This is a genomic window from Protofrankia sp. BMG5.30, from assembly GCF_001983005.1.
Taxonomy (GTDB): Bacteria; Actinomycetota; Actinomycetes; order Frankiales; family Frankiaceae; genus Protofrankia; species Protofrankia coriariae.
Window position 1 is genome coordinate 20953 of the sequence record NZ_MOME01000009.1, and the last position, 22648, is coordinate 43600.

Sequence of the window (22648 nt, forward strand, 5' to 3'; positions counted from 1 at the left end):
CTAAGGCGCCGCCCGCGGCGGTGTCATCGTCACCGATGCTTCCGCTGTCGGCGCCGGTCGGTGACTGGACCGGACCCGGAACCGGACGGTGGACGGTGGATGGTGTGGGTAGGTTGGTCGGGTGTACTCGACGCGGGTCTCGCGGCATGTGAACGCTCCGCGTGCGGTGGTGTATCGGGCGCTTCTGGACGCGGACGCGATCGCGCGGTGGYGGGTGCCGGCCGGGATGACCGCTCTGGTGCACGAGTTCGACCCTCGCGAGGGCGGCTCGTTCCGGATCTCGCTCACCTACGACGCGCCGGACCAGGCCGGCAAATCGGCGTCGAACACCGACACTTGTCACGGCCGTTTCGTCTGGCTCGTTCCGGGCGAGCGGGTGGTCGAGGAGCTCGAGTTCGAGACGGCGGACCCCGCGTTCGCCGGCCGGATGGTGATGACGACGACGCTCACCGATGCCGACGGCGGGACCGATGTCCTGATCGTCCATGAGGGGATTCCGGACGGTATCCCCGCCGCCGACAACGAGACGGGCACGCGGATGGCACTGGCCGGCCTCGCCCAGCTCGTCGAGTCCCACCACGCCGGCGGCTGACAGAGGACCGGGTCTCACCCGTCGACGGGACTGGCGCCGACGCGGCGGCGGCGCGGTGTGTGACGGGGCCGTAGCATGGTCGCGATGCCGACTCTCCTGATCGTTCACCACACGCCCTAACCGACGATGCAGGAGATGCTGGAATCGGTGCTGGCGGGTGCCAGGACGGACGACTACCCTTGTTGATGTTACTTTTGCGACCAGATCTACTACCCGTGCCTTGAGGTGACCATCGGCCGGCCGTACACGCTGTACGTACACGGGAACTCCGACACGACGGGCGCGGTCCGCGGCGTCGAGACCATCACGACCGGCCTGAGATGGAAGCGGTTGCGTGACCCGCTGGCCATGATCGGCGAGGCGGACGCCGCCGCTCGCGAGGCGTGCTGGGAACTCGGAGCCACCGCGGCCGCATCACTGATGTTCGGCTGATGTGAGCCAACCGACGTACTGTGGTAGATTCAGGGCGGTATCCGGCATCGACCGAAGCCACAGCATCGTCGAGACGCCCATCCTCCTGATCGGCCACGACGCCGTCGCCCGCCCGGTGCGGACCGACGACGCGGGCGAAGCCGAGTGCCGCGCGGTTGTCGTGTCTGCGAGGATCGGGGCATGGACGAGACGCTCGTTGGCATCGCGACGCGTGACGCTGTCGCCGTGCTGCGTCAGGYAGGCGCCCAGTTCGCCTATCTGCACGGCAGCCGCGCCGTTGGGTGCCAGCGGGCGGAATCGGACATCGATATCGCCGCCTACTTCGGCGGGCCGCGGCCTCCGAACTCCTTCGACATACTCCTGCCACCCGGCGTCGACCTCCTCGTCCTCGACAACGCGCCGCTCGAGCTCGCGGGCAGGGTCGCAGCCGGCGGGCGGCTGCTCTTCGAGGACGACCGGGCCGCGCGGGTGCGCTGGGAGGCGATGACCAGAAAGATCTACTTCGACGAACTTCCGCGGATCACTCGGGCGCACCGCGAGTTCGCCGCGGCTCTTCTGGACCGGAGCGCATAGCAGGTGGTCGACGAGGCTCGGGTGCTACGCCTGCTCCGCGCGATCACCGACGACCTGTCCGTGCTCCGCCGCGAGTCGGACGCCAACGACGAGCGCCGCGCGGACCCGATCTGGCTGCGCGGGGTGAAGTACACCTTCGTGACAGCGATCGAGGCCTGCGTCGACGTCGCGCAGCACATCTGTGCGACGCAGGGCTGGGGACCGCCGGCGGACAACGGCGACGCGGTCCGGCTCCTTGGCGTCCATGGAGCACTGGCCCCTGCGCTCGCGCTGTCGCTCCGCAAGGCCGTCGGCTTCAGGAACGTCCTCGTCCACGACTACATCGACGTCAACGATGAGATCGTCGTTGCTCGGCTGAATGCCCTTGACGACCTTGACGAATTCGTCCGGGAAATAGCGGCGTACGTGTCTGCCGCGGAGGCGTAGCCGGGGGCCCAGGCGCGATCGCGGTCCGACCCCTGACGACGGCACAGGACAACCGGGTTCCGCTGGACGTGGAGGCCAACCTCATTGTCACGTACTGTAGCTAACTGATGCACCCGAGTTTCGGGCACTTCTGCGACCAGAAGTAGCGCGAACGCTGTACCCGTGATCTGCGGTAAATAGTGATCTATATACGCAAGGTCGGCATCCGGAGGAGCCGGCCGCCCGACCGGACAGTCAACATCCACGAGACACGCACGGAACCTTTTCGCGTAGCGAGCGGTGATGCTGAGCGATCTCCAGTGTGTTGTCCTTGCGGTGGCTGTCTGGAGCGCCGGTCAGGTAACCATACGTATCCCCGCGAGCGGTGGCACGCTTCGAGGGGTGCTGGCCACCGGAGAAGATCGGCGCGAGTTTGTCGTTGTGTACGCTTTTGCGGCCAAAAAGCGTACACAACGACAAACTCGCCTGGATCATGGCCTGTACGGCTGGTTGTGGAGGGGAACCGCGCTACTTGACCGGCGCTCTGGGTGGTACGGCGGTGTTCGGTGTGGATAAGCACGAGGGCTGCCTTGGCTATGAGGCCGATCTTCCAGGAGCCGAGGCTGGCCTTCTGGAGCGCCTTGAGATGCTTCAGGATGGCGTTCGCGCGTTCGCCGACGGCCCGCGGGGCGTTGTGGATCCTGTTGTGCTTCTTCCGGTCGTCGGTGAGCGACCCGCCCTTCGGTGTCGTGAACGGCACGGCTGCTGTGACCGAGATGTGGCCGCGGCCGGCGGCTGATCCGTCGCCGTCGGCCGTCGCCCGTCGGCCTTGACCGGGCCGGTCCAGCAGGTCGTGCCGCGGATCAGCCGCAGCGGTCAGCGCAACGATGACGGCGGACACCGGTGATCTCCGAGATCGTCACCGGTCCCCGGCGAGCCCTGCGCCTGGTCGCGCTGTCAACGGCTGGATGGATGATTCGCTCGATGGCCGGGTGATGGCCCCCGCCGCGCTCACCTTCGCCCTCCATCTGTCTGTCGCAGGCACGGTCCGTCGTTGCGATGGACTCGTTAGGATCATGGCCATGAAGGCGGGCGTGGAAGACGCGATGATCGCTGTCCCGGCCGGGCGGGTGACGCTGTCGGACCGGCGAACGCGGYGGAGGTGGTCCGTCGAGCTCGCGCCATACCATCTCGCCGCGTTTCCGGTCACCCGGGCGCAGTACGTACAGGTCACCGGTGGGCGGCCAGGTACTGCCCGGGGGGACCGGCTGCCCGTCGAGGGCGTTTCCTGGTGGGACGCTGTCCGGTTCTGCAATGCGATGTCACAACACGAGGGGCTGGCGCCCGCGTACGACATCCGTGCTGGCAGCGAGGATGTCGAATGGGACCCCTCGGCGGACGGGTACCGGCTGCCGACCGAGGCCGAGTGGGAACACGCCTGTCGTGCCGGCACGACAGGCCCACGGTATGGACTGCTCGACGACATCGCCTGGTACCGCGCCAACTCGGACGAGCGAATCCACGAAGTGGGTGGCAAACAGCCCAACCCGTGGGGCCTGTACGACATGCTGGGCAACGTCTGGGACTGGTGCTGGGACACGTACGACATCAAGGTTTACGGCACGTACCGGGTGTTGCGTGGCGGAGGGTGGTTCGACCAGCACTGGAGCTGCCGGGCGTCCGTGCGCCGCCGCAGCCATCCGAACTTCCAGGTCGACGACACAGGATTCCGCATCGCTCGGTCCGTTCCTCACTGACGCACGCGTCTTTGCCTCGATCGCTGGACGCCCCGCCGGGGTCTGCGGGCAGTGCCGTCACAGCGATCCGAGTCGTATTGCCCCGGTCAGCGTCGCCAGCGCTGTGGCCCGGGCGCKTGCTGGATGAGTGGCGTGGCCGGAGTTACCCCGGGTGCGGCCACATGACGGAAGCTGGCGGAAAGGGTTGACCTTCACGTCCGCGTCAGGGTTTAGCGTCCGGCGGCATGACCGGATTCCAGTCGTCATCCGTTGCTTCGGACCAGCCGCCGGCTCTCGCCGGGGACAGCGTCGGTTGGCAGGTGCACCTGGCCGCCCGTCCCGTTGGGACGCCCACTCCCGCTGACTTCGCCCTCGTGAAGACGACGGTCCCGCGGCCGTCGCCGGGGCAGGTGCTCGTGCGCAATCTGTTCCTGTCCCTGGACGCGGGAGCGCGGCTACGGATGAGTGACGTCGGTGTGCCGATTCCGCTGTACGCGGTGGGCGCGGTGATGGACGGGGACGCCGTCGGGGAGGTCGTTCTCAGCGCCAGTCCGGATCTCGCCGTCGGCGATCTGGTTCACCATGGCATGGGGTGGCGAGAGTACGCGGTCGCCGACGCGGCGCGGTTCCGCCGGGTCGACAGCCGGGTCTTCCCGACGCTGTCCGTGCATCTCGCGCCGTACCTGACGGCGTGGGCCGGGCTGGTCGACGTTGCCGGGCTGGCCGCCGGGGACACCGTCTTCGTCTCGGGAGCCGCCGGCGCGGTGGGTGGCCTTGCCGGCCAGATCGCCCGGCTGAAGGGTGCCGGCCGGGTCGTCGGCAGCGCCGGCTCGCCGGCCAAGGCCGCCCACCTGGTCGAGGAACTCGGTTTCGACGCCGCGTTCGACCACCACGACGGCCAGCTCGCCGACCGGCTCCGGCAGGCCGCTCCCGGCGGCGTCGACGTGTACTTCGACAACACCGGCGGCCCGCAGCTCGAGGCTGCGATCGAGGTGATGAACCCGCACGGCCGGATCGCGCTGTGCGGAGCGCTCGCGTCGCAGAACGGCGGTGCCGGCGCGGCCGGGCCGTCGAACCTGGTCCTCGCGATCGCCAAGCGGCTCAGGCTGCGGGGATTCCTCACGAGTGACCATCTGAGCCGGACGGACCAGGTCCGGGCCGAGGTTGCCGAATGGCTCCGGCAGGGACGCCTCCACCTCGACGAGACCGTCGTCGACGGCCTGGAGAACGCTCCCCGGGCCTTCACCGACATGCTGGGTGGCGCGTACACCGGCAAGGTCGTCGTCCGGCTGTCGCGGTAGACCCGCCCGGCTACGGTTACCCGTGGAGGTGGGAGCCATGCGGATCGGTGAACTGGCCCGCGTGGCCGGTACGACCACGCGCACGCTGCGGTACTACGAGGAGCAGGGACTGCTCAGCCCACGGCGTGCCCCCAGCGGCTACCGGCTCTATGACAGCACGGATGTCACGCGGATAGACAACATCCGCAAACTGCTCGCGAGCGGGTTCACGGTGCGGGACACCCGCTCCTTTCTCGGCTTTCTCGACCGCCCGTTACCAGACCGTTTTCGTCCAGCACCCATGTGCGAGGACGCGCTGGCAGTCGCCGCTCGCCGTCTCGCCTCACTCGACGAACGCATCGCCGCCCTGACCCAGCTCCGAAACCGGTTGGCGGGCCGTCTCCCCGAGTTGACAGAGAACACCCTGGGTGATGATAGAGTGACTGTTGCGAGCGACAGCTCTTCGGCACCGGCAGTGATGACGCTGGTGGACGAGGAGGATGGTGTGGTCGCTGTGGCCGAGACGAACATGCCCGCGCTTACAGYCGACCTGGTACGTACCACACTGGAGAACGTCAGACGATGAGGATTTCTGGCCATTCGCTGACAGCGCACCACCGTACCGTGCCGAACTTCATGAGACCTCGGCCATAATCCGTTCGACATCGCCGCGGGTAAGGCGGCCACGATTACCCATTATGTAGTACCCCGGAACGCCAAGGGCCTTGAGGCTCTTCGTTACACCTTTCAGGTCATCCCAGACGTCTTCTCTCCCGCGGGGCGTCCGCTCCTTCGGGTCACCGGTGGCATGATGATCATATATTTGTTCCCAGTACTCGTAACCGAGTCTCCTGAGCTCCTCCATCAGGGCGTCGACGCCCGGTTTCGCGCGCCACTTCCTGTTGGTGACGTCCATTTCCTGGCGGGCGGTGTAGATGACGGGGCTGATCCGGTGCTCTTCTTCGGGCCGGCGGGGCGAGGGGCTACGTGTCCATGCACTGGCCTCGAAGCACACCGCCAGCCAGAGGGCTTCGGCGATATACTGACGTGTCTGACGAACGAACGAACCGACTGTCGGTCGTTCAGGACCTCGTCCTTGGTCAGCTGGACGCTGGCGATTTCCCTGCCCGGCCGTTTCGACTTCCGAAGCTGTGCGCTCGCGTTCGTACAGAACAGCTCGTCCGTCTCGGGATCGTGGACCACGCAGAAAACCGGGGCGTTACTCCTGCTCCAGTATTCCCTGTGGTTTTCTGTTGGAACATGATAGCCTGATCCGGTCCTGTACGAACGACCACCCTTGACTTGTATCCATACGGTGTTYCCGGTCCGTTCCAGGTTCTCCACGAACGAAACGTAGAGATCCTCGCCGTGGTCGTTGTCGCCGTCGATCTTCTGGATCATGTGTTCGTGGCGCTCCATCAGTCCGGTGAACGCGTGAATCGCAGCCCGCTTGGTGACCCGATTTTTGTTGACCGGCATCGCGGCTCCCCCGACAGGCTCGCTCTGCATGGGTCGTCCCGCCCCACTTTAGCGTGAGGAGAGATCCGGGAATAACGTACCGTGACCCGGCGCTCTTTTGGGTTCTATACGGACCCGTCTGCTCCCAGTGGTCCGGTCGTTCCGCATGCGCGGTGTGTCCAGCGCTCGCTGGATCTCGACTGTGGTTACTGCGAGTGCGCGGGATCTTGGCCGCGCCACGGGTATCCGGGATGGCCGTGCCCACGTGGGAGAGCAGCCGTTCAGCCCTGTGATTCATCCGAGGTCCTCGATCCGTCGTCCATGGATCGAAGATCTCGGCCTGGCGCTGGTTGGATGATGCCTGGGAGGTGGTCGGTGGGATGAGCGCGACGCTTGTTGCCAAGGGGGTTGCGGCTGCTCGCGGTGGCCGGAACCTGTTCGACGATCTTGACCTGGTCGTCGGGCCGGCGGAGCGGGTCGGGCTGGTCGGGCCGAACGGGGCCGGTAAGTCCAGTCTGCTGCGGATCCTCGCCGGTCTCGACGCGCCGGCGGCCGGCGCCGTCCGGCTGGCGCCGCCGAACGCGTCCGCCGGCTACCTCGCGCAGGAGCCGCAACGGCGCCCGGGCGAGATCGTGCTGGACTTCCTCGCCCGGCGGACCGGCGTCGCCGCGGCGACCAGCCGGATGGAGGCGGCGACCCGGGCGCTGACCGACGACGAGCCGGGCGCGGCCGACGCCTACGCCGACGCGCTGGAACGCTGGCTGGCGCTCGGCGGCGCCGACTTCGCCGAACGGGCCGACGCGTCCGCCGCCGACCTGGGGCTCGCGATCGACCTGACAGCGCCGATGACCGGGCTCTCCGGCGGTCAGGCCGCCCGGGCCGGGCTCGCCGCCCTGCTGCTCAGCCGGTTCGACGTCTTCCTGCTCGACGAGCCGACCAACGACCTCGACATCGACGGGCTGGAACGGTTGGAGTCGTTCGTGGCCGGGCTGCCGGCCGGGACGGTCGTCGTCAGCCACGACCGCGAGTTCCTCAGCCGGACCGTCACGTCCATCCTGGAGATCGACGCGCACCAGCACCAGATCGCCTTCTACCGGGGTGGCTACGAGTCCTACCTGGAGGAACGCGCCCGCGCCCGCGGCCACGCCCGTGAGGACTACGAACAGTACGCGGCCAGGCGCGACGCGCTGGCCGCCCGCGCCCGCACGCAGCGGGCCTGGATGGACAAAGGCGTCCGCAACGCGCGCCGCAAGGCCGGCGACAACGACAAGATCCGACGGAACCTGCGCGGCGAGACATCGGAGAAACAGGCCGCGAAGGCCCGCCAGACCGAACGGATGATCGAACGTCTGGAGGTGGTCGCCGAGCCCCGCAAGGAGTGGGAGCTGCGGATGACCATCGGCGCGGCGCCACGCTCGGGCGCGGTCGTCGCGACGCTGCGTGACGCGGTCGTCCAGCGCGGCCCCTTCACCCTCGGGCCGGTGAACCTCCACGTCGACTGGGCCGACCGGATCGTGCTCACCGGCCCGAACGGGGCGGGCAAGACGACGCTGCTGGCCGCGCTGCTCGGCCGGGTCCCGCTGACGGCCGGTGCCGCGACGCTGGGCTCGGGTGTGATTGTCGGGGAGGTCGACCAGGCTCGTGGCCTGTTCGCCGGGGCGGATTCCCCGCTCGACGTCCTCGGCCGTTTCCTGCCCGAGATGTCCACCGCCGACGCCCGTACGCTGCTGGCCAAGTTCGCTCTGGGTGCCGACCATGTCGGCCGGGGCGCGGCCACGCTCTCGCCGGGGGAGCGGACCCGGGCCGCGCTCGCGCTCCTGCAGGCACGCGGTGTGAACCTGCTGATCCTCGACGAGCCGACCAACCATCTCGACCTGCCCGCGATCGAGCAGCTCGAGTCGGCGTTGCGCGGCTACCCGGGCACCCTCGTGCTCGTCACCCACGACCGGCGGATGCTCGAGACCGTCGACATCACCCGCCACCTGCATGTAGACGCCGGAAAACTCACCGAACCCGACCACTGAGCCGAGCCTCGAACCGTCGTGGGACGCCGATCGTCGTAGCGGGCACGAACGTCCCGCCCGATCTCTACCGGGCGGTGCGGCGCCAGTCCTGCGCTGTACATGTAGTAACATCCAGTTCATGACAGCGCCGGCTGGCCATGAGCCCACGCGGGTGGGCATGCGTGAGCTCTCCCAGCGGACCGCGCGTGTTCTTGCGCTGGTCCGTGCCGGTGAAACTGTCGAGGTCACCGACCGGGGGCGGACGGTGGCACGTATCGTGCCGGCATCCGATGACCGCTATGAGCAGTTGGTGGCGGCAGGGGCGATCCGCCCTGCCAGGCGTCCGTTCGACTTGGCGCACCTTCCGGAGCCCGGGCCCAACCTCACCGGACGTAGTTCCGACGAATGGCTCGCCGACCTGCGCGGCGAGGGCTGATGGCAGGTCGGGTCTATCTCGACACCTCGGCCGTGGCGAAGCTCTTCGTCGCTGAGAAGGAATCGTCGGATCTGCGGGAGTGGCTGTCGAGCCGGCTGGAGCCACCGACGCTCGTTTCGTCGGCGTTGCTGGGGGTTGAGTTGATCCGGCTGCTCGGCCTGGTGAACCCCGCCATGCGCGACACCGCGAACTCGTTTCTCGCGGCCGACGTCGACATTGTCGAGATCACACCACCAGTGCTCGGTGACGCTGCCGGCGTGCCACCGCCGCGGCTGCGCACTCTGGACGCGATCCATCTCGCCACGGCCCTGGATCTCAGGGACTCACTGGACGTCATGCTCACCTACGACAAGCTCCTCGCCGAAGCGGCGCGTGCCGCCGGGCTGGCCGTGGTATCCCCGGGCGCCGCCTGCTGACCAAGGCGCAACCCGCCAGGAACTTGTGACAAGCATGGATCTGCTGTATCCGGAGCGGTCCGGTGCGGGTCACCGCCCAGGGCGGCGTCGGCCTGGGGACACGTCCTGGCCCTGGCAGGCGACAATGGCGGTCGTGTCCGCTGACGCTTCCGATACGGCTCCTGTGCCTGGTCCCGCCGGCTCCTCCGGTTTTCCTTCCGGTTCCGCCGCGTCTCCCGCTGCCGAATCCTCCGCTGCCGCGCGTCCCGCGGTCGGCACCGCCGATGCCCGCCGGGGGCTGGCGGTGGTCACCGGGGCCAGCAGCGGGATCGGTGCCGCCAGTGCGCGGGCGCTGGTGGACGCGGGTTTCGACGTTCTGCTCGGTGCGCGCCGCGCCGACCGGCTGGCGGCGGTCGCCGCCGACATCGGGCCGGCGGCCCGCAGCCGTCCCCTGGATGTCACCGACGCCGCGTCCGTCCAGGCGTTTGCGGCCGGTGTCACCTCCTGCGAGGTCGTGGTGTGCAACGCCGGCGGCGCGCTCGGGCTGGCTCCGGTGGTGGCGGCGACCGCAGCCGAAGCCGAGGCCGAGGAGGAGCGATGGCGGTGGATGTGGGAGGCCAACGTCGCCGGGGTCGCCCGCACCGTGCGGGCCTTCCTCCCCGCGCTGGTCGCTTCCGGCGACGGCCGCATCGTCGTGATCACCAGCGTCGCCGGCCATCAGGTCTACCCGGGCGGGGGCGGGTACACCGCGGCCAAGCACGCCGCGGCGGCGGTCGTCCAGACGCTGCGGCTGGAACTGCTCGGCCAGCCGGTGCGGATCATCGAGGTCGCCCCGGGCATGGTGGACACCGAGTTCTCCCTCGTCCGCTTCGACGGGGACGCCGAGCGGGCCGCCGCGGTCTACACCGGCACCGTCCCCCTCACCGCCGCCGACGTCGCCGATGCCGTCACCTGGGCGGTCACCCGTCCGTCGCACGTGGCCGTCGCCCGGATAGACCTCTTCCCCCGCGACCAGGCGTCCGCCCGCGACGTCCACCGCCGGCCCTGACGTCACCCTCCGAGGCTCTGGGAAGCCCGGCCGGGCAGGCCGGGGCCCCGGTCGGCACGGCCGAGGGCAGCGGCGTACCGGTCGGGCAACGCGGATCCGTCCCAGAACCGATCGGAGATCCGTGGCCACACGCCGTCGAATCACGGGAACGAGTACGTAAACGGTCGCTGGGGCAACCGCTTGCGTACTCGTTCCGTACCTGACTCCGGGTCAGCGGCGGCTGCCGTTGGCGGCGGGGTCGCTCGGGGGGATCGTCGAGGGGTCCACGTTCARCTTCGTCCCGTCCCAGCGGAACGTCACGTCGGCCGTTCCAGCGGACGGGCAACATATCTTGTCCGCGGGTTTGTACAGGTTGTAACGCAGCACGACGGTGGTGTCCCGGGCCGTGGCGACGCGGATACCGGCGCTCGGGTCGGTGAAGTCCGTGCCGATCATCTCGGTGCCGACGAAGAAGAAGCCGAACTGCTGGGGGACGGTCGGGGAGTCCGCCTTCTTGCCGATCAGGACGTTGAGGCTCCGCCCCCGCACGAAGCCAGTGCGGTCGGTCACGGTGAAACCGCGCTCGTTGAGCATGTTCGAGGCCTCGGCAAGGGTGAGCTGCCCGGCTGTCGAGCCCGCCGTCGGCGTGCCGGTGCGCGAGACCCGAGGGGTGGGGGTGGCGCTGCGTGTGCTGCCCGTGCCCGCGGTGGGGCTGCGGCGGGCGGTCGACGTCCGGGCCGAGCTGGTGACCTGCGGATACGACGGTGACACCACGCTGTTCTGCGCGCTGAGCTTGGGGTCCCGCTCGCGCAGGGTCAGCGCGGTGGCCACTCCACCGAGGGTGGCCAGGGCCAGCAGCGCCACCACCACGGTGGCGAGCCGGCCGCGCCGGCGGGACCGCGCGGGGCCGGGCGATACCGGCCCGTACGCCGAGCCGGCGCCCGGGCCGGGACCGTAGCCCGGGCCGTTGTGGGGTGCGCCGGGCGGTGCGTGGTAATGGCTGGCCGGTGTCTGGTCCCACCGCTGCTGGTGGGCCGGTGTGTGCCCGAACTCCGGTGGTGCCGTCTGTTGGTAGGGCGGCTGTTGGTAGGKCTGCTGAGGATAGGACTGCTGGTAGAACGGCTGCTGGTAGGGGTCTGCCGGCGGCCCGGAAGCGACCGGCGGCCCGGCGGGCGCCGAGGTGGGCGGGGGCGTCAGTGACCACCAGCGGGCCAGGGCGGTCTCGGTCGCCCGGACGGATTCGCCCGCGTCGGCGACGTCGTGCCCGACAAGCCGGGCGACGAGGTGCGCGGCGGTCGGGCGCCGCGCCGGGTCCTTGTCGAGCGCCGTGGCCAGCACCGGGGCGAGGTGGGCGGGGACACCGGTCAGGTCGGGCTCAGCGGTCATGATCTGTACGGCGACCGCCTCGGGTCGTTCGCCGGCGAACGGCTGGCGGCCGGTGGCGGCGAAGGCCATGCAGGCGCCCCAGGCGAAGATGTCGGCGCCGGGGCCGGCGCGTTCGCCCCGCAGCTGCTCGGGGGCCATCCAGACGATGGTGCCGATCAGGGTGCCGGTGCGGGTGTGGTTGGTCGAGTCGGCCGCCCGCGCGATCCCGAAGTCGATGACCTTCGGGCCCTCCCAGGTGACCAGGACGTTGGACGGTTTGAGGTCGCGGTGGATCACGCCGGCGGCGTGGATGGCGACCAGGGCGTCGGCGAGCCCGACCGCCAGCCCGTCGAGCAGGTGCCCGGTGAAGGGCCCGCGCCCGGCCACCGCGTCGGTCAGGCTGCGGCCTTCAACGTATTCGGCCGCCATCCACGGGCGCGGGCTGTCGAGGTCGGCGTCGAGGACGGCGGCCACGCTGCCGCCGCGTACCCGCCGGGCGGCCGCCACCTCGGTGCGGAAGCGGCTGCGGAACTCCGGGTCGTCGGCGAGGCCGGGCGAGGGCACCTTGACCGCCGCCGGCTGGCCGTCCGCGCCGAACCCCAGGTAAACGGTGCCCATGCCACCGGCGCCGATCCGGCCCTGAAGCCGATATGGCCCGATCTGTCGCGGATCGTCGCTGGACAGTGGCTGGAGCACGCTTCTCCCCTCGGACGCCGTCCGCCCGCGGGATCGGCGGCTGGCGCACCTGATTCTCCCTGATGCCCGTGACCCGCTGCCGGCGCCGTGCGTCCTATATCGATCATTCGACGTTATCGACGTAGGGCAAAAAATTTTCCCTAGATCTCATGAATTTGATCAAGTAGATTAATGATCTAAGGGTGTCAGCAGAAAGATTTATTCGCCCTTTGGGAGCCCCGCGCGGAAAGGGGAAACAGGATGTCGATCACCCCCACCTCCACCCCCACCCCCACCTCCAGCGTCACGTCCGGCGCCACCGTCACACCGGCGCCGACGGCCGCGCCCGTCCGGGGACGGGCCGCCGTCACCGGCGCGGCCCCTCCCATGCACACCCACCCAGCCACGCGCGACACGCTCGTCGACGCGTCCGCTGGCGCGGTCACGGGCGCCGCCGCCGATCCGACAGGCACCGCGGGCATGGCGGGCATGGCAAGCACGGCGATCGCGCCGCGCGACGTTCTCGAGGTGCTCGGCCGCCACGTCATCGCCGACGGCTTCGGTATCGTCCTCGACCTCGAGCGCAGCCGCGGGAGCTGGCTCGTGGACGCCCGGGACGGCCGGCGCTACCTGGATCTCTACAGCTTCTTCGCGTCCGCGCCGCTGGGGATCAACCCGCCGGAGCTGACCGGCGACCCCGCCTTCCTCGCCGAGCTCACCGCCGCGGCGGTGAACAAGCCGGCCAACTCCGACATCGCCACCGCCGCCTACGCCGGATTCGTCGAGACGTTCATCCGTGTCCTCGGCGACCCGGAACTGCCGCACCTCTTCTTCGTCGAAGGCGGGGCGCTCGCCGTCGAGAACGCGCTGAAGTGCGCCTTCGACTGGAAGAGCCGGCACAACGCCCAGGCCGGCCGGCCCGCCTCGCTGGGCCGGCGGGTGCTGCACCTGCGGCACGCCTTCCACGGCCGCAGCGGATACACCCTGTCGGTGACCAACACCGACCCGGTCAAGACCGAGCGGTTCCCCGTCTTCGACTGGCCCCGCATCGACTCGCCGGTGGTCAGGTTCCCGCTGGACGCGCGTGGCCTGGCCGACCTCGCCGAGGCCGAGGCGGCCGCGCTGGCCCAGGCCGAGGCCGCGTTCGCCCGCCATCCCCACGACATCGCCTGCTTCCTGGCCGAGCCGATCCAGAGCGAGGGCGGCGACAACCACCTGCGGGCCGAGTTCCTCGCGGCGATGGAGCGCCTCTGCCACGTCCACGACGCGTTGTTCGTCCTCGACGAGGTGCAGACCGGGGTGGGGATGACCGGTTCGGCCTGGGCCTACCAGCAACTGGGCCTGCGTCCGGACGTCGTCGCGTTCGGCAAGAAGGTGCAGCTCGGCGGGGTGATGGYCGGCCGGCGGGTGGACGAGGTGGCCGACAACGTCTTCCGGGTGCCAGGGCGGATCAACTCGACCTGGGGTGGCGGCCTGGTCGACATGGTCCGGTCCCGGCGCATGCTCGAGGTGATGGCGGCCGACGGACTGTTCGCCCGCGCTGGCGAGCTCGGTCGTGACCTGCTCGCAGCCCTGGGCGAGCTCGCCGGGAAGTATCCGTCGCTGGTGTCGAACCCGCGTGGGCGCGGGCTGCTGTGCGCGATCGACCTCCCCTCGGCACGGTGCCGGGACGACGTGGTCCGCCGGTTGCGCACCGAGGAGAGCGTGCTGGTGCTGCCCGCGGGCGCCCGCGCACTGCGTTTCCGGCCGGCGCTGACCGTCTCCGCGGCCGAGCTGGAGCTCGGCGTGGCCGCCCTGGACCGGATCCTCGCCCGCGTCCCGACTCTATGATCGGATCCCGACCGGATGACCGGATGACCGGATGACCGGATTCGGGGTTGGGTGGCCCGGGCCGCTCCGGATGATCGACTGCATGGTCCGTCAGATGATCGACTGGATGGTGAGGTCGTCGACATGAAGATCCCTCAGGCGCCGCCCCGCCCGGCCGTCCCGCCACGCCGGGTGGAGCTACTGATCGGTGACGGGGCCGGGCACACCAGCCGGCGGCCGGCGGCGGCCCGGGCCGTGACCCGCTCGACGAATCCGGCTCACCTCGACGAGGTGGTCGCCGAGGTGAGCCTCGCCGGCCCCGCCGACCTGCTGGACGCCTGCGCCGCCGCGCGGGCGGCGGCACCGGGCTGGGCGGACGTGCCCGCGCCGGTCCGCGGCAGCGTCATCGCGAACCTTGGGCACCTCGTCGAGGCCAACGCCGAGGCGCTGGCCCGCCTGGTGACGCGCGAGGTCGGCAAGCCGCTGGCCGAGGCCCGCGGCGAGGTGCAGGAGGTCGTCGACACCTGCCGCTTCTTCCTCGGGGAGGGCCGGCGCCTCTACGGCGAGACCGTGCCGTCGGAGATGCCCGACAAGCAGCTGTTCACCTTCCGGGAACCGGTCGGCGTCATGGTGGTGATCACCGCCGGGAACTTCCCGGTGGCGGTGCCGTCCTGGTACATCGTGCCGGCGCTGCTGTGCGGCAACACCGTCGTGTGGAAGCCGGCGGTCTACGCGGCCGCGTGCGCGCAGGCGTTCACCGAGCTGATCCTGCGCGCCGGGGTGCCCCACGGCGCGGTCGGGCTCGTGCCGGCCGAGGGCGTGGAGACATTCACCGGCCTGGAGCGCGCCCTGGACGCCGGGCTCGTCGACAAGGTCGGTTTCACCGGGTCGACCGAGGTCGGGCGGATGATCGGCGAGCTGTGCGGCCGGCACCTGCAGACCCCCTGCCTGGAGCTGGGCGGGAAGAACCCGATGGTCGTCGCGCCCGACGCCGATCTCGACGCGGCGGTCGCCGGCGCGGTGTTCTCCGGGTTCGCCACCGCCGGGCAGCGGTGCACCTCGCTGGGGACGGCGATCGTGCACGAGTCCGTGCACGGGGAGTTCCTGCGCCGGCTGGTGGCCGCGGTCGAGGACGCGCGCATCGGCGACCCGGTCACCGACGTCCTGTACGGGCCCCTGCTCGACCTGCGGTTCGCCGCCGGTTTCGAGCACACCCTCGGCCTGATCCGCGACCACCACCGGGTCGCGGGCTCCTCGGCGGTCGGGCGGGTGGACGCGGCCCGTCCGCGCCGCGGCTTCGTGGGCGACCCCGATGACGGGCTGTACTACCACCCGGTGATCCTCGACGGTGTCCGGCCCGACGACGAGGTGTTCCGGGAGGAGACGTTCGGCCCGGTCATCGGGGTGACGACCTACCGGGATCTCGACGAGGCGGTTCAGCTCGCGAACGCCCCCGGCTACGGCCTGTCCTCGTCGATCTACACGAACGACCCGCGGACGGTCTTCCGGTTCCGCCGGGGGATYGGTGCCGGCATGGTCAGCGTGAACAACTCGACGTCCGGCGCCGAGGCACACCTGCCCTTCGGGGGCAACGGCCGCTCCGGCAACGGCTCCCGCCAGTCCGGCCGCTGGGTGCTCGACCAGGTCACCCGTTGGCAGGCGRTCAACTGGGACTATTCCGGCCACCTGCAGAAGGCCCAGATGGACACCGCCGTCCTCGCTGCCGACCTCACCTTCCGCCTGCCGCCCGGTTAGGACGTCGGTCGGCCTGCCATCCGTCCGCGCCGCCTCCCGCCGACTGGCCGGCCGGCGGCGTGGCGCTGGCTCGTGCGGTCAGCGTGCCCAGCGGGGGAGCAGCGCGGTGAGGTCGAGATCGACCGGGAACGGTTCGGTGACGGTGAGCCGCTGCCCGCTGCCGGTCGCCACATAGGCGCCGCCGGGGCCGGGCTGGTAGGTCGTCACACGGGGTGGCGCCGGCTCGATCCGCCAGTAGTGCGGGATGCCGAACCGGGCGTAGAGCGCGGGTTTGGTGGTGCGGTCCTCGACATGGTTGCCGGGTGACTCGATCTCGATCGCGACGACGACCTCGGCGGGGGAGAACCAGTGCCGGGCGGGCTCGTCGCTGCGTATCACCATCAGGTCGGGGACGCGGGTGAGCTGCCGGCCGAACCGGATGTCCACGGCCATCGCCAGCGCGAACGGCTCCGGCGTGACGTCCTCGAGCGCGGCGAAGAGCCGGGCGCGCAGYGCCTGGTGCAGGTTGGACGGAGACGGCGACACACTGAGCGCTCCGCCGGTCAGTTCGTACCGATGGTTGCTGACCGGCAGCTCGTCGAGGTCGTCGGTGGTCCAGCTACCCGGAGGAATCGCGATCAGCGGCTCGCTCATCGGTGAGTCCTCCCATCCGTTTCGGTAGTTCAACTCTGTCCGCGGCGGGTTTGGTCATCTACGGCGGGTTCACGGTGTGTAAAGAGCGTGTATCGCTCGCGCCGCAGCCCCATGCATGATTATTCTCACTCAAGAGCCATGTATCATCCTGGATAATGGTTCGATATCTTTTGTAACCGACTGTCGGTGGAATACCGACATGTCTGGTGTGTCACCATGTCTGTCGCGTCACCATGGTCGGCCGGTTCCACATGTTGGTTACGGCCAGGGAGGGGAGCATTGTCAGTGGCCGAGCATGATGAAGTGGTTMAGTCGGAGTCGCTGTGSCCGAGCCAGCGGGCGTCCGAAGAGGACGCCAACGACGGTTCGGACGCCGCGGCCGAGCCGTGGCGAATCCCGCGTTCGGTCGCGAACCCCACCCGGCTGAGGCTCGGAGTACCGCGGCAGTCGGACGCGGCCAGCATCTCCAGCAGCGCCTGAGCCCGTGGCGACGCCTGCCGTCTGACGGCGCGGGAGGCGCGCGTCCGGCGGATTGTTCCGGCCCTGCCGTTCCAACCCTGTCCGGGGCTGTCCGCCTCGGATGACCGGCCTGTCATCACACCGGGCCGGGTGGTTCTACGCAGGTCGTACCAGGCGAAAGCCATACCAGACAGGCAGGTGGGTACGAAGGCAGGTAGTCGTACGACACGTCAGGCCGTATGACATGACATGGCACGGGCCGTGGCACCGACTTGTTCGGTGCCACGGCCCGTGCCGCTGTCCGGGTAGTCCGGCCGGCCTGTTTATTCGGTTGATGTCGTGGTGGACGTCGAGCCCTGCGGCCCACCGGACCGGCGTCCTGCCCGGCGGGACTGGTCGGAGCCGCGATGGGATGAACCACCGCGGCCGGCGGGCGTCCCCCACTGCTGTCTGTCCAGGTTCCTGTCCGAGCCCCGGCGTGGGCCGGCGTGCGACGAGCGCGCCTGCGCCGGCACCCGGATCCCGGAGGGCTGTCGGGTGGCGCCCGAGCGGGGCGATGTGCTGCGCGGCTGCGGGGGGATCCGGGGGGCGGGCGGCCCGGCGAGGCGCGTCACCACCTCGTCGTCGGCGTCCGCCGGTTCGGGCTGCGCGTCGCTGCCGGCGGCTCGCAGCAGCGCGCGCACCAGYCCGCGCTCCTCGGGGAGCGAGACGAGCACGTCGGCACCATGAGCCCCCGCCCGTGCGGTACGGCCACCCCGGTGCTGGTAGGTCTTGGGGTCGCTCGGCAGCCCCGCGTGCACGACGATGTCGACCCCGTCGACGTGGATACCGCGGGCGGCCACGTCTGTGGCGACGAGAACACGGTGCGCGCCTTCGGCGAACCCTGCGAGCGCGCGGCTGCGGGCGTTCTGCGCCATGCCGCCGTGCAGCGGCTGGGCCGGCACACCGGAGCGGGTGAGCTGTTCGGCGAGCCGGTCGGCGCCGCGCTGGGTGCGGGCGAACACCAGGGTCCGTCCGGAGCCGCCGGCCAGGGCGGTCACCAGCCGGGTGTGAGCGGCGGGATCGGCGGCCTCAAGCGCGTGCCGGGACAGGGTGGAGACCTGCGCGGTCTCCGAGTCGATGGCGACGAGCACCGGGTTGGGCAGGTACTGGCGGACGAGTACCTCCACCTCGCGGTCGAGGGTCGCGGAGAACAGCAGCCGCTGGCCGCCGGCGGGGGTGGCGTCCAACAGCGCCCGCACGGCCGGCAGGAAGCCGAGGTCACACATGTAGTCGGCCTCGTCCAACACGGTGATCGCGATCTCCTCCAGGGAGCAGGCGCCGCGCTCGATCAGGTCGGTGAGACGACCGGGGGTGGCGATGACGATGTGCACACCGCGCCGCAGCGAACCGATCTGCCGGGAGATCGACGTCCCGCCGTACACCGCGCGCAGGCGCAGGCCCAACGGCCTGGACAGCGGGTCGAGGGCGTCGTGGACCTGCTGGGCGAGCTCCCTGGTGGGGACGAGGATCAGGCCGCGGGGGCGCCCCGGGGCGACCGCGCGGTTCTTCGCCAGCTCGGCGAGCATCGGCAGGCCGAACCCGAGGGTCTTGCCGGAGCCGGTGCTCGCCCGGCCGAGCACGTTCTCGCCGGCGAGAACGTCGGGCAGGGTCGCGGCCTGCACCGGGAACGGTGCGCTGATCCCCTGCCGGGCGAGGGCGGAGACGAGGGGGGCGGGCAGGCCCGCGTCCGCGAAGGAGCTGGCCGCCGGCCGCGGCTGACGAGTCGGCAGCGCTGGCTGCGCGGGCGCGGCAGATCGGTTCGGTCCGTTCTGCTTGCCACCCGAACGGGGGCCGCCGCGGCCGCGATGAGCGGCGCCTCGGGCGGGCCGGGGGCGGCGGCGGGCAGGGGAGGGCTGAGTGTCACCGTGCTGAGACAGGGTTCTTCCGTCCGTCGTTGTCGAGGTCGCCGGGGGAAACCACGGCGATCGTGTGGCAGCAGTCGTGTGTCCGCTTCGGGCCGCGTCACCAGAGCATGAACGGGTGCTCTCGCTACCGGAGCGCACACCGATCTGCTGTCACACGGACCTCTGACGTGTGGCTGGAAAACCACATGTCATGGACGGCTCGTGGCCGCCAACGGTCTCAGAGTACACCGATCACGACCGCCGGTGCTAAGGGCGGCACGCCCACCAGGGGTGAGACGTCGCGCACCCCGGCGTGGCAGGGAGACGACACCGTGCGTCATGGTCACTGTGGGCCGGCAGCGGCAGGTGCGGGCCGATCGCCACAGTCAGTGACAGAGAGTTAATGGCAGCGGGTTGGCGACGGGGCCGCCGGAGGGGTTGTCAGGACCAGCGGGGCCTCGGAGGGGAGGTCACAGCAGCAGGTTGGTCAACAGGTGGATGACCAGACCGGCGAGCGCGCCCACCACCGTGCCGTTGATGCGAATGTACTGCAGGTCGCGGCCCACGTGCAGTTCGACCTTGACCGCGGTCTCGGTCGGCTCCCAGTTCGCGACCGTATCGGAGATCACCGTGGAGATGTCGGAGCGATACCGCCGAACGAGCCACGCGACGGCCTCGGTGGCGGCGGTGTCGACGCCAGCCCGCAGGTGGGGGTCGGTGACCAGCCGCCCGCCGAGCGCCTGCAGCTCGTCGGTGATCCTGGTCCGCAGCGCGCTGTCGGGATCGCCGGCGACGTCGGTCAGGATGGATCTGGTGGCGTTCCACATCGCCGCGACCGCCTGGTGGATCTCGGGATGGTCACGGATGCGCTCCTTGAACTTCTCCACCCGTTCGGCGGTGTCCGGGTCGGTGCGCAGCTGCTCGCCGAACCGGGCGAGGAAGTCGTCCAGGGCCCTGCGCAGCAGGTGGTCGGGATCCGTGCGGACCTCGGCGGCGAACCGCAGCGCCTCCTCGTACGCCCGGGCGGCGATCACGTCGTCCAGGAACCTCGGCGACCACGACGGCGCCTGGTCGGCGACGATCCGCATCACCGTGTCGGGGTTGTTGCGCAGCCAGGTCTCCGCCTGGACGGCGATCACGTCGACGAGCCGGTGGTGCAGGCCACCGGCGGCGATCCGGCCGAGCGCCGTGCCCGCGGCCGGCGCCCAGGGACGGTCCATCACCCTGGCGAGGATGGTTTTCTCCATCACCTCCAGCGTCACCTCGTCCCGGATGTTCGAGATCGCCTCGACCAGCCGGTTGGACGCCTCCGCGGTGATCCTCTCGGCGTGGCCGCGGTCGCTGAGCCAGGTGCCGATCTGGACGGCCGCGCCCATGCTCGCGACCTTCTCCCGGATCACCGTGTCGGCCAGGAAGTTCTCGGAGACGAACCGTTCCAGGCTGCGGCCGAGGTCGTCCTTGCGATTGGGAATGATCGCCGTGTGTGGGATGGGCAGGCCCAGCGGCCGGCGGAACAGCGCGGTCACCGCGAACCAGTCGGCGAGCGCTCCCACCGCGCCTGCCTCCGCCGCGGCCCGGACATAGCCCGCCCAGCCAGGCCCGCCACCGGACTCCCAGCGCCAGAACACGACGTAGACGACCACCACGAAGGCCAGCAGTCCGGTCGCGATCGTCCGCATCCGGCGTAGCCCCCGCCGCAGTTCGGCGTCACTGTTCTGGCCGTCCCGGCCGGGTCCGCCACCGTCGCGGCGGGCAGCGTCGCGGCGGGCAGCGTCGCGGGACCGGCCGGGACGTTGTCCGGGTGGTGTGTCCGCAGGCTGTGCCGTATTTCCTGGTTGCGCTGTGTTTTCCGGCTGCGCCGGGGGTGGCGTCGTGGGCATCGTCCTCCACCCAGAGGTGTCTCGCGCCGATGGGAACCGGCGTTGGTCGAATGATCCCGGTCATGACCGCGCGGTTCCGGGCTGTCGGGGTGGCCGGGGCCGGTGATCGTGGCCACCTGCCCGCAGCGCGGCCGACGGCCCCGACCGTTGCCGCAGTGACCAGCCCAGTACGGCGAGGACGCCAAGCAGGGCGCAGTAGGCGCCAATCACCCGCTGTGGGTTCCCGTAAGCGGTCGCGAGCAGTTCTACCCCGAAGCCGACGCCGACGACAGTCGTGGCGACGGCGACAGCGGTGATGGCAGCGACGATCACCACCCCCGGCACGGGAGCCGACACCGGACCCGATAYGGGACCCGACGGAAGGAGGGCCGCGGCCGCCGCCGCGTCGGCGCCCCGGCTCGTGTCCGCCGCACCGCCGACGACCCCGTCACCGACCACCGTCCCGCCGTCGCCTGTCCCGCGCTCGGCCGTGCCGCCATCGGCCGTCCCACCGTCGATGTGGCCGCGGCGGATGCGGGTCTTCACGGCATGCCCGACAGCGGGTGCGGTGAGTACGCTGATGATCGCGATGCCGGTGACGAAGCCGACCGGGCCGGTCTGATGAGGGGTGACGACGAACCAGCTCGCGACGGTGAAGACGATCAGGGGTATCCGTGACCTCGGGGCGCTGACCAGGATCGGTGCGAGCAGAAGCAGCAGGTAGTGGCTCCATACGATGGGTGAGGCCACGAGCGCGGCGGCGAGCGTGCCGGCGTAGAGCATCCGTTCGTTCCCGCCGCGTCGCGGGCGCGGCCAGTCGCCGGCCAGCGCGGCCACGACCAGCACGGCCACGGCAACCGCACGCGCGACCCAGGTGGCCACGTCCATGCCGAGACCGGTGTTGACCAGCAGGCCGGTAAGGCTGAGCCCCAGCGGTGCCTCCTCGCGGGCAAGCACCCCCAACATCCCCAGGTAGGTGCGGGTGCCCACCGGGCTGGTCAGCTCCGTGACGGCCAGCAGCAGCCCGACGAAGGCAGCCGCCACCGCGCCCGCCTTCGTCCTGCGGGTCAGTACCAGCCACAGCCACACCGGTGCCAGGAACAGCTTGGCGTAGATGACACCGGCCGCAAGCACACCCGCGGCGACCGGACGGTCACGAAAGTGCCACAGTGCGGCGAGGCCGAGGAACAGAACAGCGTTGAGCGTGCCCATCTGCAGGCCGGTGATGGCGCAGGAGGACATCAGCACCAGCGCGTACGTACGCCGGTCGCGGACGCCGAGCAGCCGGGCGCCGAGGAACAGCGCGCCCACCGACAGCGCGATGAAAACGGTCGCGCCGTGCTCGCCCAGCCATGACAGCGGGACGAAGGCGAAGGCGACAAGGTAGGGATACACGTAGGCGAAGCCCGAGTAGACCTCGGCGGATCCGGGAGGCGGGTAGGGGCCGCGCCCGTCCCCGACGGCCGCGCCCGCGCGCAGGAACACGTCGACGTCGTAGTGGGGAAGCGGGGCGATGTAGACCGTCCACAGCACCGCGACCAGCGCGGCGAGCGGCGCTGCCCGGATCAGGACCGACCATGGCCGGGCACGTCCGCCGCCGACGGCACCGCCGCTGGCACCGCCGACGGTGCTGGCGGCGAGCGCGCCGGCCCGGCTGCTGGTACCGTGCGCTGCTGCCGCCGCCGCCGGCCGGGCCGGTTGTTGGGGCGTACCTGTGAAAGCTGTCAACACGCACGCTCCGCCAACGCCGTACCCGTTTCGACACCCGTTTCGCCAGCGGCCGGGCCGCGTCGGCGGCCGGGCCACGCTGGCACCGCTGGCGCGCCCGGCCCGTTCCCTCCGGGATCCGTGTCACCGACCGACGCACCGT

Annotated in this window: 20 protein-coding genes and 1 pseudogene; 13 read left to right on the forward strand and 8 right to left on the reverse strand. The window is 70.5% G+C overall.

Going from position 1 to position 22648, the window contains the following annotated elements:
- Positions 1 to 121 precede the first annotated feature (121 nt).
- The 4 genes from BL254_RS05015 (at position 122) to BL254_RS05030 (ending at position 2023) form a co-directional block, all read left to right on the forward strand.
- Entirely contained in the window at positions 122 to 592 is a 471-nt protein-coding gene (locus tag BL254_RS05015; protein ID WP_076842664.1) for an SRPBCC family protein, read from the forward strand.
- A gap of 225 nt (positions 593 to 817) precedes the next feature.
- Positions 818 to 1024, forward strand: a complete 207-nt coding sequence (locus BL254_RS05020) for a flavodoxin (protein ID WP_235433371.1) — start codon at positions 818 to 820, stop codon at positions 1022 to 1024.
- A gap of 180 nt (positions 1025 to 1204) precedes the next feature.
- The gene (locus tag BL254_RS05025; protein ID WP_076842665.1) at positions 1205 to 1597 is read left to right on the forward strand and encodes a nucleotidyltransferase domain-containing protein; all 393 of its coding nucleotides are present in this window, start codon (positions 1205 to 1207) and stop codon (positions 1595 to 1597) included.
- A 3-nt stretch (positions 1598 to 1600) separates the two neighbouring features.
- Positions 1601 to 2023, forward strand: a complete 423-nt coding sequence (locus BL254_RS05030) for a type VII toxin-antitoxin system HepT family RNase toxin (RefSeq protein WP_047222215.1) — start codon at positions 1601 to 1603, stop codon at positions 2021 to 2023.
- A 526-nt stretch (positions 2024 to 2549) separates the two neighbouring features.
- Here BL254_RS05030 and BL254_RS28165 read toward each other — a convergent pair.
- A pseudogene (locus BL254_RS28165) lies at positions 2550 to 2813 on the reverse strand (IS5/IS1182 family transposase); the annotation flags it as partial.
- A 271-nt stretch (positions 2814 to 3084) separates the two neighbouring features.
- Here BL254_RS28165 and BL254_RS05040 point away from each other — a divergent pair.
- The 3 genes from BL254_RS05040 to BL254_RS05050 all read left to right on the forward strand — a co-directional run bounded on the left by BL254_RS05040 (position 3085) and on the right by BL254_RS05050 (position 5604).
- Positions 3085 to 3759: an SUMF1/EgtB/PvdO family nonheme iron enzyme gene (locus BL254_RS05040; protein ID WP_076842666.1), complete on the forward strand. Its 675-nt coding sequence runs from the start codon at positions 3085 to 3087 to the stop codon at positions 3757 to 3759.
- Positions 3760 to 3983: 224 nt separating this feature from the next.
- The gene (locus BL254_RS05045; protein ID WP_175648290.1) at positions 3984 to 5039 is read left to right on the forward strand and encodes an NADP-dependent oxidoreductase; all 1056 of its coding nucleotides are present in this window, start codon (positions 3984 to 3986) and stop codon (positions 5037 to 5039) included.
- A 37-nt stretch (positions 5040 to 5076) separates the two neighbouring features.
- The gene (locus tag BL254_RS05050) at positions 5077 to 5604 is read left to right on the forward strand and encodes a MerR family transcriptional regulator (RefSeq protein WP_083730848.1); all 528 of its coding nucleotides are present in this window, start codon (positions 5077 to 5079) and stop codon (positions 5602 to 5604) included.
- A 48-nt stretch (positions 5605 to 5652) separates the two neighbouring features.
- On the opposite strand, the gene BL254_RS25710 is transcribed toward BL254_RS05050, so the two are convergent.
- Both BL254_RS25710 and BL254_RS29250 read right to left on the reverse strand, forming a co-directional pair.
- Positions 5653 to 5934 carry a hypothetical protein gene (locus BL254_RS25710; protein WP_047222218.1) on the reverse strand — a complete coding sequence of 94 codons (282 nt, stop codon included), beginning with the start codon at positions 5932 to 5934 and terminating at the stop codon, positions 5653 to 5655.
- On the reverse strand, positions 5883 to 6527 hold the full coding sequence (locus tag BL254_RS29250) for a DUF4365 domain-containing protein (protein WP_083730849.1): 645 nt from the start codon (positions 6525 to 6527) through the stop codon (positions 5883 to 5885). Before BL254_RS29250 ends, BL254_RS25710 begins: the two co-directional genes overlap by 52 nt.
- 329 nt (positions 6528 to 6856) lie before the next feature.
- On the opposite strand from BL254_RS29250, the gene BL254_RS05060 reads away from it, so the two are divergent.
- The 4 genes from BL254_RS05060 (at position 6857) to BL254_RS05075 (ending at position 10358) form a co-directional block, all read left to right on the forward strand.
- Entirely contained in the window at positions 6857 to 8500 is a 1644-nt protein-coding gene (locus tag BL254_RS05060; protein ID WP_076842693.1) for an ABC-F family ATP-binding cassette domain-containing protein, read from the forward strand.
- Between the two features lie 118 nt (positions 8501 to 8618).
- Positions 8619 to 8915, forward strand: a complete 297-nt coding sequence (locus tag BL254_RS05065; protein ID WP_052914424.1) for a type II toxin-antitoxin system Phd/YefM family antitoxin — start codon at positions 8619 to 8621, stop codon at positions 8913 to 8915.
- Positions 8915 to 9331, forward strand: a complete 417-nt coding sequence (locus tag BL254_RS05070) for a type II toxin-antitoxin system VapC family toxin (RefSeq protein ID WP_047222220.1) — start codon at positions 8915 to 8917, stop codon at positions 9329 to 9331. Before BL254_RS05065 ends, BL254_RS05070 begins: the two co-directional genes overlap by 1 nt.
- A 277-nt stretch (positions 9332 to 9608) precedes the next feature.
- The gene (locus BL254_RS05075) at positions 9609 to 10358 is read left to right on the forward strand and encodes an SDR family NAD(P)-dependent oxidoreductase (protein ID WP_076842694.1); all 750 of its coding nucleotides are present in this window, start codon (positions 9609 to 9611) and stop codon (positions 10356 to 10358) included.
- 210 nt (positions 10359 to 10568) lie between these two features.
- Here the strand turns inward: BL254_RS05075 and BL254_RS05080 are convergent, their stop codons facing one another.
- Positions 10569 to 12398 (reverse strand): protein kinase domain-containing protein, encoded by a 1830-nt coding sequence (locus BL254_RS05080; protein WP_076842668.1) that lies wholly within the window; start codon positions 12396 to 12398, stop codon positions 10569 to 10571.
- A 459-nt stretch (positions 12399 to 12857) separates the two neighbouring features.
- Between BL254_RS05080 and lat the strand changes: the two genes are divergently transcribed.
- The gene (gene lat / locus BL254_RS05085) at positions 12858 to 14207 is read left to right on the forward strand and encodes an L-lysine 6-transaminase (protein ID WP_076842695.1); all 1350 of its coding nucleotides are present in this window, start codon (positions 12858 to 12860) and stop codon (positions 14205 to 14207) included.
- A 123-nt stretch (positions 14208 to 14330) separates the two neighbouring features.
- Positions 14331 to 15941, forward strand: a complete 1611-nt coding sequence (locus tag BL254_RS05090; protein WP_083730852.1) for an aldehyde dehydrogenase family protein — start codon at positions 14331 to 14333, stop codon at positions 15939 to 15941.
- A gap of 78 nt (positions 15942 to 16019) precedes the next feature.
- On the opposite strand, the gene BL254_RS05095 is transcribed toward BL254_RS05090, so the two are convergent.
- The 4 genes from BL254_RS05095 to BL254_RS05110 form a co-directional block, all read right to left on the reverse strand.
- Positions 16020 to 16574: a Uma2 family endonuclease gene (locus BL254_RS05095; RefSeq protein ID WP_047222221.1), complete on the reverse strand. Its 555-nt coding sequence runs from the start codon at positions 16572 to 16574 to the stop codon at positions 16020 to 16022.
- 782 nt (positions 16575 to 17356) lie between these two features.
- Positions 17357 to 18805, reverse strand: coding sequence for a DEAD/DEAH box helicase (locus tag BL254_RS05100; RefSeq protein ID WP_175648294.1), 1449 nt, complete (start codon positions 18803 to 18805; stop codon positions 17357 to 17359).
- 584 nt (positions 18806 to 19389) lie between these two features.
- Positions 19390 to 20598 (reverse strand): DUF445 domain-containing protein, encoded by a 1209-nt coding sequence (locus tag BL254_RS05105; RefSeq protein ID WP_047222222.1) that lies wholly within the window; start codon positions 20596 to 20598, stop codon positions 19390 to 19392.
- Positions 20599 to 20859: 261 nt separating this feature from the next.
- Positions 20860 to 22506: a glycosyltransferase family 87 protein gene (locus BL254_RS05110; protein ID WP_254857824.1), complete on the reverse strand. Its 1647-nt coding sequence runs from the start codon at positions 22504 to 22506 to the stop codon at positions 20860 to 20862.
- Positions 22507 to 22648 lie beyond the last annotated feature (142 nt).

Coding starts and splice junctions, on each gene's coding strand:
- BL254_RS05105 (WP_047222222.1), bottom strand. CDS start 20,598: ATGCGGACGATCGCGACCGGACTGCTGGCCTTCGTGGTGGTCGTCTAC.
- BL254_RS05070 (WP_047222220.1), top strand. CDS start 8,915: ATGGCAGGTCGGGTCTATCTCGACACCTCGGCCGTGGCGAAGCTCTTC.
- BL254_RS05060 (WP_076842693.1), top strand. CDS start 6,857: ATGAGCGCGACGCTTGTTGCCAAGGGGGTTGCGGCTGCTCGCGGTGGC.
- BL254_RS25710 (WP_047222218.1), bottom strand. CDS start 5,934: ATGGACGTCACCAACAGGAAGTGGCGCGCGAAACCGGGCGTCGACGCC.
- BL254_RS05045 (WP_175648290.1), top strand. CDS start 3,984: ATGACCGGATTCCAGTCGTCATCCGTTGCTTCGGACCAGCCGCCGGCT.
- BL254_RS05065 (WP_052914424.1), top strand. CDS start 8,619: ATGACAGCGCCGGCTGGCCATGAGCCCACGCGGGTGGGCATGCGTGAG.